The sequence below is a fragment of the Anabaena sp. UHCC 0451 genome, assembly GCF_034931405.1.
Taxonomy (GTDB): Bacteria; Cyanobacteriota; Cyanobacteriia; order Cyanobacteriales; family Nostocaceae; genus RDYJ01.
In genome coordinates this window covers 112,863-128,896 of the sequence record NZ_JAYGHA010000015.1, presented here as the reverse complement: position 1 = coordinate 128,896, position 16,034 = coordinate 112,863, and the positions used below count along the sequence as shown (strand labels likewise).

General features: G+C 39.5%; 14 protein-coding genes and 1 pseudogene. 10 read left to right on the top strand and 5 right to left on the bottom strand.

Annotated features, from left to right (window positions below):
- Positions 1-123: 123 nt before the first annotated feature.
- The gene (locus VB694_RS12575) at positions 124-1,761 is read right to left on the bottom strand and encodes a CTP synthase (RefSeq protein WP_323360657.1); all 1,638 of its coding nucleotides are present in this window, start codon (positions 1,759-1,761) and stop codon (positions 124-126) included.
- A 215-nt stretch (positions 1,762-1,976) separates the two neighbouring features.
- Here VB694_RS12575 and VB694_RS12570 point away from each other — a divergent pair, with 215 nt between their 5' ends.
- On the top strand, positions 1,977-3,728 hold the full coding sequence (locus VB694_RS12570; protein ID WP_323360656.1) for an N-acetylmuramoyl-L-alanine amidase: 1,752 nt from the start codon (positions 1,977-1,979) through the stop codon (positions 3,726-3,728).
- 150 nt (positions 3,729-3,878) lie between these two features.
- Entirely contained in the window at positions 3,879-5,630 is a 1,752-nt protein-coding gene (locus VB694_RS12565; protein WP_323360655.1) for an N-acetylmuramoyl-L-alanine amidase, read from the top strand.
- A 92-nt stretch (positions 5,631-5,722) separates the two neighbouring features.
- Here VB694_RS12565 and VB694_RS12560 read toward each other — a convergent pair whose 3' ends face one another.
- From VB694_RS12560 to VB694_RS12550, 3 genes and pseudogenes are all read right to left on the bottom strand, one after another.
- Complete coding sequence (locus VB694_RS12560) at positions 5,723-6,232, bottom strand: DUF2085 domain-containing protein (protein ID WP_323360654.1); 510 nt, start codon at positions 6,230-6,232, stop codon at positions 5,723-5,725.
- Positions 6,233-6,382: 150 nt separating this feature from the next.
- Positions 6,383-7,181: pseudogene (locus VB694_RS12555) on the bottom strand (Uma2 family endonuclease).
- 241 nt (positions 7,182-7,422) lie between these two features.
- Positions 7,423-9,534: a TIGR00300 family protein gene (locus tag VB694_RS12550; RefSeq protein ID WP_323360653.1), complete on the bottom strand. Its 2,112-nt coding sequence runs from the start codon at positions 9,532-9,534 to the stop codon at positions 7,423-7,425.
- Positions 9,535-9,807: 273 nt separating this feature from the next.
- Between VB694_RS12550 and VB694_RS25315 the strand changes: the two genes are divergently transcribed.
- The 6 genes from VB694_RS25315 to VB694_RS12520 all read left to right on the top strand — a co-directional run bounded on the left by VB694_RS25315 (position 9,808) and on the right by VB694_RS12520 (position 13,140).
- Positions 9,808-9,912, top strand: a complete 105-nt coding sequence (locus VB694_RS25315; protein WP_416233481.1) for an antitoxin family protein — start codon at positions 9,808-9,810, stop codon at positions 9,910-9,912.
- A 300-nt stretch (positions 9,913-10,212) separates the two neighbouring features.
- The gene (locus tag VB694_RS12540) at positions 10,213-10,488 is read left to right on the top strand and encodes a hypothetical protein (RefSeq protein ID WP_323360651.1); all 276 of its coding nucleotides are present in this window, start codon (positions 10,213-10,215) and stop codon (positions 10,486-10,488) included.
- A gap of 41 nt (positions 10,489-10,529) precedes the next feature.
- Entirely contained in the window at positions 10,530-10,736 is a 207-nt protein-coding gene (locus VB694_RS12535; protein WP_323360650.1) for a hypothetical protein, read from the top strand.
- A 123-nt stretch (positions 10,737-10,859) separates the two neighbouring features.
- Positions 10,860-11,090 (top strand): HNH endonuclease signature motif containing protein, encoded by a 231-nt coding sequence (locus VB694_RS12530; RefSeq protein WP_323360649.1) that lies wholly within the window; start codon positions 10,860-10,862, stop codon positions 11,088-11,090.
- 15 nt (positions 11,091-11,105) lie between these two features.
- Positions 11,106-11,435, top strand: a complete 330-nt coding sequence (locus VB694_RS12525) for a toxin-antitoxin system HicB family antitoxin (RefSeq protein ID WP_323360648.1) — start codon at positions 11,106-11,108, stop codon at positions 11,433-11,435.
- 85 nt (positions 11,436-11,520) lie between these two features.
- A complete protein-coding gene (locus tag VB694_RS12520; RefSeq protein WP_323360647.1) occupies positions 11,521-13,140 on the top strand; it encodes a hypothetical protein in 1,620 nt (539 codons plus the stop codon).
- A gap of 139 nt (positions 13,141-13,279) precedes the next feature.
- Here the strand turns inward: VB694_RS12520 and VB694_RS12515 are convergent, their stop codons facing one another.
- Positions 13,280-13,636 carry a hypothetical protein gene (locus VB694_RS12515; protein ID WP_323360646.1) on the bottom strand — a complete coding sequence of 119 codons (357 nt, stop codon included), beginning with the start codon at positions 13,634-13,636 and terminating at the stop codon, positions 13,280-13,282.
- 294 nt (positions 13,637-13,930) lie between these two features.
- On the opposite strand from VB694_RS12515, the gene VB694_RS12510 reads away from it, so the two are divergent.
- Positions 13,931-14,236, top strand: coding sequence for an RNA-binding protein (locus VB694_RS12510; RefSeq protein WP_323360645.1), 306 nt, complete (start codon positions 13,931-13,933; stop codon positions 14,234-14,236).
- A 160-nt stretch (positions 14,237-14,396) separates the two neighbouring features.
- The gene (locus VB694_RS12505; RefSeq protein WP_323360644.1) at positions 14,397-16,028 is read left to right on the top strand and encodes a radical SAM protein; all 1,632 of its coding nucleotides are present in this window, start codon (positions 14,397-14,399) and stop codon (positions 16,026-16,028) included.
- Positions 16,029-16,034: the final 6 nt, after the last annotated feature.

Sequence of the window (16,034 nt, the reverse complement as noted above, 5' to 3'; positions counted from 1 at the left end):
TGGGTAATTGGTAATTGGTAATGGATAAGTGGGAAAAAATTTTACCCGTTTCCCAATCCCCAATCCCCAATCCCCAATCCCTAATCCCCAATCCCCAATCCCTAATCCCCAATCCCAAAAACATTAAGAAACTTGAAGCGGTTTGACTACAGTCGGGGTGTGATGAGTATGGGAAATAGCAGCTGTCATAAATCCTTTAAATAAAGGATGAGGTTTGCTAGGACGAGATTGAAATTCTGGGTGAAATTGGCAAGCTATAAAGAAGGGATGGTGGGAATATTCGACAATTTCCACTAAACGTCCATCGGGAGAAGTGCCACTGACAACATAACCAGATTCTAACAAAGAATTACGATAGAGGTTGTTGAACTCATAGCGATGACGATGACGTTCATAAATTACTTCTTCTTGATATAGGTCAAAGGCCAGTGTACCCGGTTGAATGCGACAAGGATAAAGCCCTAAGCGCATTGTTCCACCTAAATCAACCACATCTTGCTGTTCTGGTAACAAGTTAATAACAGGATCACTAGTGTAGGGGTCAAATTCGGCACTGTTAGCACCAACTAAGCCTTCGACATTTCTAGCCCATTCAATGACAGAACATTGCATACCCAAGCATAAACCTAAAAAGGGAATTTGGCGATCGCGTGCGTATTGAATCGCGGCAATTTTGCCATCTATACCCCGACTACCGAAACCACCGGGAACAATGATACCATCAACACCTGCCAGATAATTTTCCGGGGGTTCATTTTCTAAAGCTTCTGAGTTTACCCACCGCAAACGCAAATCCCCGTGAGTAGCAATAGCGGCATGGCGTAAGGATTCAACAACAGATAGATAAGCATCACTTAAACGCACATATTTACCAACAATGGCAATTTCGATGCTGTGTTTAGGACTATACATCCGTTCTACCATTGTTTCCCACTGCGTCAAATTGGGTTGGCGTTGTTCCATTTGCAGCAGGTCTAAAGTTTGTTCTGCTAATCCTTCCCGTTCTAAAATCAGTGGTACTTCATAGATACTACTAGCATCTTGGCAATTGATCACACATTCTACTGCTACATCGCAAAATTCTGATAATTTTTGTTTCAAGCCAACAGGAATAGGGCGATCGCTCCGACATACTAAAATATCTGGTTGAATGCCAATTGATCTCAATTCCTTAACAGAATGTTGTGTAGGCTTGGTTTTCATTTCACCCGCTGAGGCTATCCAAGGCAAAAGCGTGACGTGCAAATACAAAACATTTTGCCGTCCTACCTCTTTACGTAACTGACGAATTGCTTCTAAAAATGGGAGTGATTCAATATCACCTACAGTTCCACCAATCTCTGTAATTACGGCGGCGGGATTAGTTTCTTTAGCAACTCTCAGAATTCTGTCTTTAATTTCATTAGTAATATGGGGAATTACCTGTACAGTACCGCCATTGTAGTCGCCCCGGCGTTCTTTATTAATAACTGACTGATAAATCAAGCCAGTAGTAACACTGTTTAATCGGGACATAGAAGTATCAGTAAACCGTTCATAATGTCCCAAATCCAAATCCGTTTCTGCACCATCTTGGGTAACAAAAACTTCCCCATGTTGAAAGGGACTCATCGTACCTGGATCAACATTAATATAAGGATCAAGTTTGAGAATTGATACCGAATAATCCCGCGATTTCAGCAACCTTCCCAAACTTGCTGCTACAATGCCTTTACCAATACTGGAAACAACGCCTCCAGTTACAAAGATAAACTTAGTCATAGTATTTTCAATTTCTAGTAACTTCTAAAAATACATCCTGTCTCTGGAAGAATAAAATTTGCTTCCAAACGCTAGGGATGAAGAATGAATTGGACTTTAAAGATAAATCGGCTGATTTTGCTCCAATTTACTGACTTCTTTTTTCATGCTTCATTCTTGATCCTTTATTGCTTATTGTCTCACAGTCACTATCCTGGAATCTTCTGTGATTTACCGTGAAAAAAGTCTTAGCATTAGTAGTATTTAACTGCCTGTTTACCTCCTCTGTTGCTTTAGCACAAACATCACTCCTAGTAGTTTTTCCCCCAACAAACTACCAAACCAGTACAGAAAAAATCTTTTTTATCGGTACAGCATCACCTGATGGACAAGTTCTCATCAATGGTAGACCAATTACCCGCAGCCAGGCTGGACATTTTTCTCCCAGTTTCCCCTTACAGTTAGGGGAGAAAGTGTTTAAGACACGTTACCAAAATCAAGAACGAGAGATTAAGGTAACAAAGCTTTCTACTCTACCAGAATCACCGCCAGGTTTAGGCTTTACTAAAGATTCTCTAACTCCTGCTGTCGATATTGCTAGACTACCGGGAGAACTGATTTGTTTTGGTGCAATTGCACCTCCTCAAGCGACTGTCTCTGTCAAGCTGGCTAATCAAACCATTCCCTTGTCACCACAACCTCCACAGGCGCAATTACCTGCTAATTCAAGTGTACTAACAGGAAAAAATCAGCCAACTACCTCTAGTCCTAGCAAATATCGAGGCTGTACAACAGTGGCCAAAGTTGCCGATTTAGGACAACCTCTATTTAGTTTGACATTGAATGGTAATACTGCTACTCAACTTGGTGAGGGCAAGATTTCAATTCTGACACCTACCCAACTGCCAGTTACTGAGGTAATAGCCGCATCAGGTGTGACTCGTACTGGTCCGAGTACCGATTATTCTCGACTGACACCACTACCAAAAGGAACAAGAGCAACCGTTACAGGTAAAGAAGGTGATTGGTTACGCTTAGACTATGGGGCTTGGATTCATAGTAAAGAAACTAAAATTATACCAGGTGCAGTTCCGCCACAAACAGTAATTCGTAGTGTTGGATATCGGCAGCGTGCAGGTGAGACAGAGATACGCTTTCCCCTACAAATTCCTGTACCTGTGAGTGTAGAACAGGGTAATCGCTCCTTCACTCTCACTCTCTACAATACCACTGCTCAAACAGACACAATTCACCTTGATGATGCCCCCCTCATTTCTCGCCTAGATTGGCAACAGGTGACTCCTAAACAGGTCAAATACACCTTTAACCTCAAAAACCTCCAACAATGGGGGTATAAGCTGAGATACGAAAATACAACCCTGGTGTTAACTTTACGTCATCCACCGCATCTTGAACACAGAAAACGCCAGCCTCTATCTGGCATCAAAATCTTACTCGATCCAGGTCACGGTGGTAAAGAATCTGGTTCCAGTGGACTGCCGGGATATTTAGCAAAAGATGTAAATTTGGTGTTATCTAAGTTACTGCGGGATGAATTGGTGCTGCGTGGTGCAACAGTGGTGATGACAAGAGAAGATGATCAGGATGTTTCTTTGGTGGAACGTCAGGAGATAATAAGTAAAGAACAACCTGCCATTTCTCTTTCTATCCATTACAATTTTTTACCTGATGATAGTAAAGTAGAACAAACCAGGGGTTTGGTGAGTTTTTGGTTTCATCCCCAAGCACACAGCCTAGCTGTATTTTTACATAATTACGTAGTTAACAAACGCCTTGAACCTTCCTATGGAGTATTTTGGAATAATTTAGCCCTGACTCGTCCCTCTGCTGCACCTGCGGTTTTATTAGAGTTTCGTTTGATGAGTAATGCTGATGAGTTTGAAGATATCGTCAACTCTCAACAACAGAGGAAAAGGGCTAAAATTTTGGCTGATGGGGTGACAAAGTGGTTTAAGATGATGAAATAGAATATTGGTTATTTACAACATTCTGTCTAAGGGATTTCTAAGAAATAAATTATCTAGATTAACGAACCGCAGAGGCGCAGAGGACACAGAGAAGACAAGAATTGTTAACTGAACTGTATTGACTATTATTAAATTTTTTGTATTTTTACCGTGAAAAAACTTTTAGGATTAGTAATATTTAGCTCTATTTTTACTTCTTCCCTTGCTTTAGCACAACCACAACCATCTTTTTTAGTGGTTTATCCTCCAGCAAACCACAAAACCAGTACGGAAAAAATCTTTTTTATCGGTACTGCACCAGCAGATGGACAAGTTCTCATTAATGGTAGACAAATTAATCGCAGTCAGTCTGGTCATTTTGCGCCTAGTTTCCCCTTACAATTAGGTGAGAATGTATTTAAGATACGTTACCAAAATCAGGAACGTGAGATTAAGGTAACAAGGCTTTCTACTCAGCCAGAATTACCACAGGGTTTAGGTTTTGCTAAAGATTCTCTAACTCCTGCTGTGGATATTGCTAGACTACCAGGAGAATTGATTTGTTTTGGTGCGATCGCACGTCCAAAAGCTAATGTTTCTGTTAAACTGGGCAATCAAATTGTTAATCTTTCACCTCAACCTGCAAAAGCAGAATTACCTGCTAATTCCAGCATTTTAACTGGGCGCAATCAGGCTACTATTTCTAGTATTACCAAATATCAAGGTTGTACAACTATTGCAAATCCTGGGGATGTGGGAAAACCTCAATTTAGTTTGACATTAAACGGTCAGACGATGACGGAAACTGGTAAGGGTAAAGTTGAAATTCTTACACCTGCACAGTTACCAGTTGTAGAGGTAACAGCCGCATCAGGGGTTGCACGCACGGGTTCTAGTACCGATCATTCCCGACTGACACCATTACCAAAAGGAACAAGGGCAAGCGTTACAGGTAAAGATGGTGATTGGTTACGCTTAGATTATGGGGCTTGGATTAATAGCAAGGAAACCAAAATTATACCAGGTGCAGTTCCACCACAAACTGTAATTCGCAGTGTGGGATATCGTCAACTAGCTGGAACGACGGAGATACGTTTCCCCTTGCAAATGCCTGTACCTGTGACTGTGGAACAGGGAAATAGCAATTTTACTCTCACTCTCCATAATACCACTGCTCAAACTGATACCATTCGTCTAGATGATGACCCTCTAATTTCTCGCCTAGATTGGCAACAGGTAGCCCCAGGTCAGGTAAAATACACCTTTAACCTCAAAAAGCTCCAACAGTGGGGATATAACCTAAAATACGACAACACAACCCTGGTCTTGAGTTTGCGTCATGCACCGAATATTCAAAATAGAAAACCCTTATCTGGTATCAAGATTTTACTTGATCCGGGTCATGGTGGTAAAGAATCTGGTGCGATCGGTCCTACAGGGTATCCAGAAAAAGATGTGAATTTGGTGGTTTCTAAATTACTGCGGGATGAGTTAGTACAGCGTGGTGCAAAAGTGGTGATGACAAGAGAAGATGATCGGGATGTTTCTTTAGTGGAACGTCAGGAGATAATTAGTAAAGAACAACCTGCGATCGCTCTTTCTATTCATTACAATGCTTTACCTGATAATGGTGATGCTGAAAAAACTAAAGGTTTCGGTACTTTTTGGTATCACACTCAATCACATAATCCCGCAGTATTTTTACATAATTATGTTATTAAGAAACTGCGTAAACCTTCTTATGGGGTGTTTTGGAATAATTTAGCTTTAACTCGTCCTGCTGTTGCACCTGCGGTATTATTGGAATTGGGTTTTATGAGTAATCCTTATGAGTTTGAGGAGATAGTTAACCCTCAAGAACAGAGGAAGATGGCTAAAACTTTGGCTGATGGGGTAACGGAGTGGTTTAAAACTGTTAAGTAAGGAAGAGTTTCGCGAAAAGGCGCAGAGGAGCAAAGACGCAAAGGAAGAGGAGACTAATTATCTTTAATATTGGGTGGATAACCTAACTTAGTTTATGATCTCCGAAAATGCAAAATGGGCATAGTAAATAAACCCCAAGCCAAACCAGTAATCAAACCAAAAGGTGTAACAATATAATTATTAAAATCCCACAATCCGAAAATCTGCGCTGCTAATTCCAACGGATAAGCCATCATTAAAACACTAGCAAAAGCCGCACCAGTCCAACCATATTGACTTAACCAAAAAACGCCTTTTCCATTAGTTACCCCATACAAAATTCGAGTAATTAACAAACCTGATACCGTCCCATAACAGCGCATACAAACTGCCATGATAAAAGGTGAGGATAACTCCAAACCCATAGTAGGCTGCGGACATACATGATTACCCATAAAGTAAATAATGTCCGCAATCCCCGGAAGCAAAAACACACCAGACGCAGCCAGAAAAGGTGCTATGGGGGGACCAAAAACCATCCCCACTAACAGGAAATCAGCAAAAAAACTCACCCAATTAATTTTTTGAAGTTGAAAATTTTGTGATAAAATTGCCCGTTGCATTTTTTCTCTGTGTCCTCTGTGCCTCTGTGGTTCGTTTATTTGTGAGTAACCAGATCCCCGACTTCTTTTATTGATTGTGTCCAAATATAAGAAATTGATCTGAGAAGTCGGGGATCTTATCGTCTTATCTCAATGCTTACGTTTATTTAATTATAGATCATCATCGGGATTTATACCCAATTCTCGCAATTTGGCGGCTAACTTTGCAGCTTTACTTTCTGCTTGTTCAGCGCGGAGTTGTTGTTGTTCAGTTCTCAATCTTTCCAACTTTGCTTCTTGCTTACCCACTAATAATAAATTACCATCTAAATCCCACCAGCGCAGCCAAAGTTGTTCAGGATTATTTAAATAACTTCCTTGCCATAATCATAATTCTACACCTAAAGGGGGAATGGGATAATGTCCGCGATCGTTAGGCTGCATTTTTTGGTAAGAAAAATCTACTAAATGATAGACTTCTAATTTATCATTATTAATTTCATAAATAGCATAATAGGGAATGCGGATAATGCGTTCATATACCCAGAATTTACCAGGTTTTTCACCTGCCTGTAAACCCGCTAGAGGTGTGGTATCGCGTTCTTCGTCACCATTACCACTAGCTAATTCTATCGCAATTAATGGGGGTATATATTCCCGCCATAAAACATAGGAACGGCGAATTTTACCTGCTAAATTGTGGCGCGACATCAGGGACATAAAACCAGTCTGGTGCAACTGTACCTTTTTCTGGTGGTTCAGTTTCGCGCCAATAAATCCCACAATCTTGACCTATACAAAATTGTCCATCGGGATGTAACTTTTGTAAAGTTTGAATTATTGAATCTGTGATAATTATGCTTTGGGGATGTTCTTGAAAGTTTTTTGCAAACGTACCATCAGACTCTGGTAGTTGAGTATGATCAGGAAACTGTGGAGGTATGGAAATATCAGCCAGGGTTTCACTCATACTATTTAAAAAATTGCAGTTGTTAATTTAATATTATATCAGGAAGGGACGCAGAATTACTTATGTTGTACATTTTTGTAGATTCCTTTCACAGTTTGTAACATTACTAATTATCTCCTTTTGTTCATTTTTTTTATATTATAACTCTCTGCGACTCTGCGCCTCTGCGTGAAAAAAAAAAAAGACACAAAAACGCACAGAAAAACCCTTTGCGTCTTTGCGCCTTTGCGTGATAAAATTCTTAACCTACCTTAGCAACATAAGGACTTGTTAACTTATCCAACTGCTGAGTTAACAGACTGAGGAATAAACCCACATCAGTCACCACACCTACAGATTCTATTGAACCGCGATCGCTCAATTTTGTCACTACAGCCGGATTAATATCCACACAAACCATCTTCACACCCGCAGGAGTCATATTCCCTACCCCGATAGAATGCAGCATAGAAGACAGCATCAAAATCATATCTGCACCTTCAATGATTTTAGAATATTCCTGTTGTGCTAAAATCAAGTTCATTTGGGTATCGGGTAAAGGCCCATCATCCCGAATTGAACCAGCGAGGGAAAAGGGAATGTTATTTTTTACACATTCATACATCACCCCACTTTTCACTACTCCCGCTTCTACAGCTTTAGCAATGCTACCAAAACGACGAATAGTATTAATTACCTTTAAATGATGTCGGTGTCCACCACGTACAGCTACACCCCGCTTCATATCCACACCCAGGGATGTTCCCAGCAGGTTTTGTTCCATATCATGGACAGCGATCGCATTTCCGCCTAAAAGTCCTTGTACGTAACCTTCTCGAACTAAGCGACATAGATGTTCACCACCGCCGGTATGAATCACCACAGGACCAGCCGTGACAACTACTTTACCACCGCTATCCTTGATTTTACGTAATTCCCAAGCCACTTGTTCTACAACTAATTCCACCCGTCTTTCACTGGAAACACCGGAAGACATAAAGCTGAACTCTTGAGAGTTGCGTTGTTCTCGTGATTCGGCTTTGCGGACGGTGCGAATACCTAAAACATCAACTACCACGCGATCGCCTATTTCCAAATCACGCAATAGTTTACACTTAGCTACTATACCATTAGCAGTTGTGGAAATGGCGATCGCTCCATCCATGCGTTGATTCTGTACCTTCAGCCATTCCCCATTTACCCGGATTTCAGTCGGATAAATCGTGCTGACATAGAAATCATCAGGAGCAACACCCGCTTGGATCACAGGTTCTAATTTAGCATCTCGTTCATCTTGGGGTAAATCAACCGCACCCAAATCAATCAACTGAGATATAATCTCTTCCATCACTTCGTGGGATGGTGCAGATACCCTCACCTCAGCCGCAGATGTACTTTGACGTTGTTCTCCCAAGTTGAATTTGAGAACTTGGAAACTTCCCCCCATTTCCACAATTAAATCTAAAGCGCGGTTAATCAAACCTGCATCTAGTAGGTGTCCTTCCATGCGAATGACACGACTTTCTACAGATGCGTTAGCGTGAATTTCATCACCAATTGGTTCTGTTACCCGCAAAGTCAAGCATTTAGCCGCACCACCAGCTTTGAGGAATTCGGTTAAAGGCGTTTCAATAACTTGAAAACCAACTTCTGCTAACCGTGATTTTAAATTCTCACTGGCTTTGTTCATAATCACGATGCTATCAACATTCACCGCATTACAAGCAAAGTTAACAGCATCAGCTTCTGCAATAGCAATCCGTTTTTCTGGTGCAACGCGCATTTCAATCACGCGGTTAGAGTAGGAGTCAAAAGCACCAGGGTAATACAGCAAATAACCATTTGCCAAAGGACAGAAGCAGGTATCCAGGTGATAAAAACGCTCATCCATCAACCGCAGAGAAATCACCTCAATGTCCAGCCATTTAGCCAGGTAGGGGTGAGAATCTAATTCTGACCGGAAACCGTATCCAGCCCATAACCACCGCCCTTCCCGGTCTAGGAGTGCGTCACCAGCACCTTCAAAGGGTAGGTCTTTGGGAAGTGTGTAAACATTAAAACCATTATTTTCAAACCATTGTTGGAAATACGGTTCTTCACCTTGACGTTCTTTATGTAAAAAGCGACTAAGAACGACGTTTTCACCGAGGACTAAACCTGCATTGGCACTGAATACCATATCAGGCCAGCCTTTTTCTGGGGCAACTAAATCAACAATGGCATGATTTTTGATAACATTGTATAATTTATTCCATTGTTCCACCGCGCGATCGCGTGAGGATTTGTGAATATTCCCTTCCATCCACGGATTAATCACATAATCCACATCATAATGGTCAGGAGCGCACATTAAAAACCGAATTTGGGAAACCATAAAAATTTTTACTTCGCTTTTCAGTAATCTCTTCTGGATACAGAGTTTTGGTGTTCTACTTCTGTCAAATCTGCTACTTAATTGCTACCTTCTGTTTTTGGTAGGCTTTATCTGGCGATCGTTTCACTCGCCGTAGGCATCGTTATTATTCTATTACCACTAGGGACAATGTGAGGAGATGAAATAAAATCATGCCATTTGAATGTAATATTAACTTGTTAATTGATGGGTGATACTGATTCTTGACTTAACTTGCTCTACAATAATTAAATTATGGAGTGTTCTCTTATGCCCCCTACCCTAAAAGCAGTCTATCGTAACGGCACATTCATTTTGGAAACAGCCTGTAATTTGCCTGAAGGTTCTGAGGTGGAATGACTCATCCAATCAAATTCTGTTGTTTCACCTCCCATTTCAGATGTAGAAAGTAAACAACGTTTTCTCAAATCTCTAATTTCACGAATGCAGCAAAATCCGATTCCATTAAATGCACCTCGTTTCACACGGGAGATGCTGCATGAACGCCGTTGATACTAATATCTTAATTTATGTCAATGATCCTCGTGATCCTATCAAACAAAAAAATATTATCAAATTTCTTTACAAGATTGTTTTTTAGATATATCTCATATTAAGATTGTAACATGACTTTCTTTTTACCAAATGGAGAACATAACTATGTTAGCTAATCATATCTCTCCACCAGAAATCAAAATTCTTAAAGAGGGAGAAGAGGTAATAAATTTATGGCCTATAGATTCAGGCTATCATGTTGTTATCAAAAATCAGAAAGGAGAAGTTTTCGTAATTTCCATAAGTTTAGATGAGAACAAAATTCCCAGAATTAACCAAACTCCTAACTTAGTAATTACTCACGTAGATGAGACAAATATAATGGAAGTTAGTACGGTTAAAGAAACTCCACAAGGAAAAGTAAAAGTAACCACGTTTTAGAAAAATTATCAGGTATTTCATATCCAGCAAAGGTGTTAACCATGACTAAAAAGTCGGAGAGAAATCGGGCAATTACTGTCAGAATTGATATGTTGACAGAAACGGAACAAGAAGAGATTTCCAGTGGAATAAAAAAACTAAAAAAACAAATTGCTCCAGAGGCAAGAGGAACTATAGTTGAAGGAGATATGAAATCTCTTCCCGCACAAGAATTGAAATTGCTTGATTCGAGTGATAGTGATGAATAACAGCGGTTTTATGAGTTAAATTTCATCCTCCCCTTTTCTTTATCTCAATGAATATCAATCATTTAAAACATTTAGAATAGGGGAGTTAATAATTTTTTAATGCTTAAGGACGGAAATATCAAAATGGGCAAGCAACGACCGTACGAACATAGAAAAGTACAAAAGGAAGTTAAAGAAGTTGAAGCATATCAATGTATGGTGTGTGGAAAAATTACACAAAAAGCACATGGACATCATCTGATTCCTTACAGCGAAGGAGGAGAAGCTGATCTACAAAATATGATCACGTTCTGTCCAGAATGTCATCGTAAATATCATAGTGGTGAATTAAATATAGATATTGATAGGTTTTAGTTTAGTGGAATAATAATGAGTCAATTAACACTGAGATTACCAGAAACACTACACCAACGGTTAATCAAGTTAGCTGAAATTGAAGGTGTTTCTTTAAATCAATATATAGTTTATGCTTTAACCCGCCAAGCTGTATCCACAGAGTTTATTCAAGCAACACCAGAAAAAGAAATAATTGAGCAAAAACAAAACTTTAAAACACTGTTACAACTTTTAGGAAAAGCCTCCGAAAGTCAAATGAAATCAGTTTTAGCTGAACGTGAAGTAGTACAACCAGAAGCAGAATTAAGTCCTGAAATTATCGCTTCTCTTCAACAACGAATAGATAACTCTACTAGAGTATGATTTAAAAAACACTCAAACTAAATAATTAGCGATCGCTATCATGGTAAATTGTTACAGAAGTAAGCCATGATATTTTTATAAAAATATGCAAAACAGAAATAGTAGCTTTCTAGTTGGTAACACCAGAGGCGACAATGTTCTCCGCTTCGATGCTGCTACAGGTAACTATTTAGGAGAGTTTATCACTGCTGGACTTGGTGGACTCAAAAATCCTGACACCTTGCTTTTTGGACCCGATGGAAACGATGACGGTAAAAGTGACCTTTATGTGGCCAGTGGTTCAGAACCAGGAAGTTCCTCTATTTTAAGGTTTGACGGACAAACTGGTAATTTTATTGATGTCTTTATCGGCGATAATCCCAATACAGACATAGATGAAACCGGAGGTTTGATTCGTCCCTACGGAGTTGCTTATGGACCAGATGGAAATTTTTACGTTTCCAGTTTTCTCAGTGATCAAATATTGCGCTATGACGGTGAAACTGGAGAATTTATTGATATTTTCGCCCAGGGAAATGGTCAAGCAGACGGATTAAATGGACCCAACGGGCTACTTTTTATAAATAACAGTCTCTATGTTACTACTCAAGGTAGTGTAGCCACAGTTGATACTGTTACTGGAGTGGTTTCGGCTGATTTTAGTGCAGGTTTTTCTAGTCAAGTTTTACGTTATGATTCACTAGCAGCAGGAACAACACCCACAATTTTTGCTACACCTCAACCTTCACCAGATAGTTTTGATTTTGTCAGTTTGCTAGGTTTAGCTGTTGGTAAAGATGGTGACTTATATGTGAGTGATTTTGCTAATGATATTCTACGCTATGACTTGGAAACTGGGGATTTAGTAAATAGGCTTTCTACAAATTATACAACTGACACGCCGCCCAGTAATAATTTTATTGGCAGTCTGGCTTTTGCGCCTAATGGTGATTTGCTTACCGTTGGTTTTGATTTTACTACGGACAATCAAGGTGCAATTCTTCAGTATGACACTGAAGTTGCTTCACCTGTTAACCCATTTGAGGTTTTAGTTCCCACAAACCCAATTCTTGAACGTCCTGTTGGTATAACTTTTTTCCCCACAGAAAGCAAGTTAGTATCTGGAACTCCTGGAAATGATGATTTAATTGCAGGTGTGGATTTAGAAGCTGTTGTAGATATTGTCTTTACTGGTGCTGGTGATGATGAGGTTGATCTCGCTATCAAAAGTTATGCTAGTGATAACCGCGTCTTCTTAGGTAGTGGTAATGACATTATAGATGTCAGCAAAAATGATCGCGCCTTCGGTGGTTCAGGTGATGATATTTTTGATGCTACCGATGCTAAAGGTGGTAGTCGGATGTCAGGCGGTGCTGGTAATGATACCTTTTACCTGGGTAATAATGACCGAGTTTTAGGTGGTGATGGTAATGATAAATTCATTGTGCAGACAGGTGGTAATAATTTAATCAGCGGTGGTGCTGGTGCTGACGAGTTCCAAATTGTTACCGTTGAACTACCAGATGCAGCTAATACAATTTTAGATTTTCAGGTTGGTATTGATGTTATCAGTATCGCTGGTGCTGCTGGACTTGGTATTTCATCTGCTACTTTAGTTTTAAATGAAACTAATGGTAATACTGAGATTAGCTTTATTAATAAAACTCTGGCTATTCTCAATGGTGTTACAGGCTTAGATGGTGAATTACTGCTATATAAATCTTAATAATCTTGGCTTTGCTAGGAAAAAACGGTTTTAAATTGGCAGTTTGAGATCAATATCCCAAAAGCAGCATCAAAAATCTCAACTTACTTTTGGGGATGTAGAAACCCCAACTTGCTTTGTTGAAGTTGGGTAAATTCATCTAAAATGATACATCAGTATCAATCTCAATTAATTTAAAACCCCAAGGTTTCAGAGCCGCGATCGCTATTTCCCTATCTACGCCTTCATAAGCCTCCCATTCGGACTGAGGATCTTTAGGATGTCCGTCACCCACATGACCTGCAACTTTGATCACCGGTAGTCCCGCTAAGTAATCACGCTCCATTCCTTTGGGAAGCACTAGCTTGAGTTTGTGTCCAACAAACTTAGATACGCCTGAATTAGCGACAGATTCACGGATTAAACAAATATCACCAGCAGTCCCCCAAGTAGTTGGGTAGATGTGGAGGAACGATATACAGATTTCTGGTCTGATGGCTCTTTTTAGAACTTGCATTATCCGTAACCCTTACTCTTTTGCTAAAGAAATCATAATAGGTATTTTCAGTCTCATACACCATAATCACTAAATTCAGAGTGGAAAACCAGCGAGATAAATTGTTCATGTGTCTTTATGTAACAATTTTTGTAACTTCCTCTCTGGAATTTGATTTTTATGCAATTATGGAACTTGAGAAGTAATTCGGCGACGGCGTTTGTTTTTAACATTGATGGTTTTTTTCCTTTTGGTATTTACAGACTTTTCTCCGAAACCTAAATCTCTACACTCTTATGATTTTGGAGAAAAGCTATGTCAATTTATGTAGGCAACCTCTCTTATGAAGTTACCCAAGATACTCTAACTGCGGTTTTCGCAGAATATGGTTCTGTAAAGCGTGTTCAGCTACCTACAGACCGTGAAACAGGAAGATTGCGCGGTTTTGGTTTTGTGGAAATGGGTACTGAAGAAGAAGAAACCACCGCTATTGATGCCCTTGATGGTGCTGAGTGGATGGGTCGTGATTTAAAAGTTAATAAGGCCAAACCCAAAGAAGACAGAGGCGGTGGTTCTTTTGGTGGTGGTAATCGTGGTGGCGGTAGCCGCAATCGTTACTAAGCTGAATCTAAAGATTTAGCAATATAATCTGAATTACCCCATCTTACTTTGTTGAAGATGGGGTTTCTTTATGCAATTTCATCAGAGTCTCCTTGGAGAAGCCGGGGATCTATCTTCATTTGATTTACAATTAGATATAGATCACTTTTTAGAATAACCTGTGACATCATCTGTATTTAACTCGGAACGGCTTTTATTTACCCCTGCAACTCCCCAAAATGACTCTATTCCTTTAATTTTCGCTTTCCCAAATGAGTACACTGTGGGTATAACCAGTCTAGGTTATCAGGTGGTTTGGGCAACTTTAGCGATGCGTGATGATGTGCAGGTAAGTCGTTTATTTACTGATACTCAAGAACAACTTCCTCGACAACCAGAAATCTTAGGTTTTTCTATGTCTTGGGAATTAGATTATGTGAATATCTTTAATCTTTTAGAGTCTTTACAAATTCCCCTGCGCGCAAATTTACGCAATGAAAATCATCCTCTAGTTTTTGGTGGTGGACCTGTTCTCACTGCTAACCCCGAACCTTTTGCAGATTTTTTTGATGTGATTTTATTAGGTGATGGGGAAATTTTATTAGGTAGTTTTATAGAAGCTTACAAGGAAGTCAGAAACGCAACACGGGAAGTTAAATTAAAAAGATTAGCACAAGTTCCCGGTATTTATATTCCCAGTTTATATCATGTTGAATATTCTAGTGATGATGGAGAAATAATAGCAATTAATCCTATTGATGTTGATATTCCCGCATTTATCCAAAAGCAAACTTATCGGGGAAATACTCTTTCTGCTTCTACTGTTGTTACAGAAAAAGCCGCATGGGAAAATATTTTTATGGTAGAAGTGGTGCGGAGTTGTCCCGAAATGTGCCGCTTTTGTTTAGCTAGTTATTTAACTTTACCTTTTAGAACTGCAAGTTTAGAAAATTCTTTAATTCCTGCTATTGAACAAGGTTTAAAAGTTACTAACCGTTTGGGTTTATTGGGTGCTTCTGTAACTCAACATCCTGAATTTTCCGAGTTATTAGATTATATTAGTCAACCAAAATATGATGATGTGCGGTTGAGTGTTGCTTCGGTGAGAACAAATACGGTAACGGAAAAGTTAGCTCAAACTTTGGCAAAACGAGACACGCGATCGCTTACCATTGCTATAGAAAGTGGTTCGGATAAATTACGCCAAATCATCAATAAAAAGTTATATAATGATGAAATTATCCAAGCAGCTACAAATGCTAAAGCTGGGGGTTTATCAAGTTTAAAATTATATGGCATGGTGGGTATTCCTGGGGAAGAAACAGAAGATTTAGATGCAACAGTAGCAATGATGAAAGCTGTTAAAAAAGCTGCTCCTGGTTTGCGGTTAACCCTGGGATGTAGCACCTTTGTACCCAAGTCACACACGCCTTTTCAGTGGTTTGGGGTGAATAAACAATCTGAAAAAAGGTTACAGTTTTTACAAAAATATTTAAAGCCCCAAGGTATAGATTTTCGTCCTGAAAGTTATAATTGGTCGGTTATTCAAGCTTTGTTATCGAGAGGCGATCGCAGACTTTCCCATCTGTTAGAATTAACTCGTGATTTTGGTGATTCCTTGGGTAGTTACAAACGCGCTTTTAAAGAATTAAAAGGGAAAATTCCTGATTTAGAATATTACGTTTATAGTCATTGGTCAACTGAAAAGATTTTACCTTGGAATCACTTGCAAGGACCATTGCCACAGTCTACACTAATAAAGCATTTGACTGAAGCGATGAGTTACTTTCGTTCTGCTTCCCAAGTGAAATAAACCCAG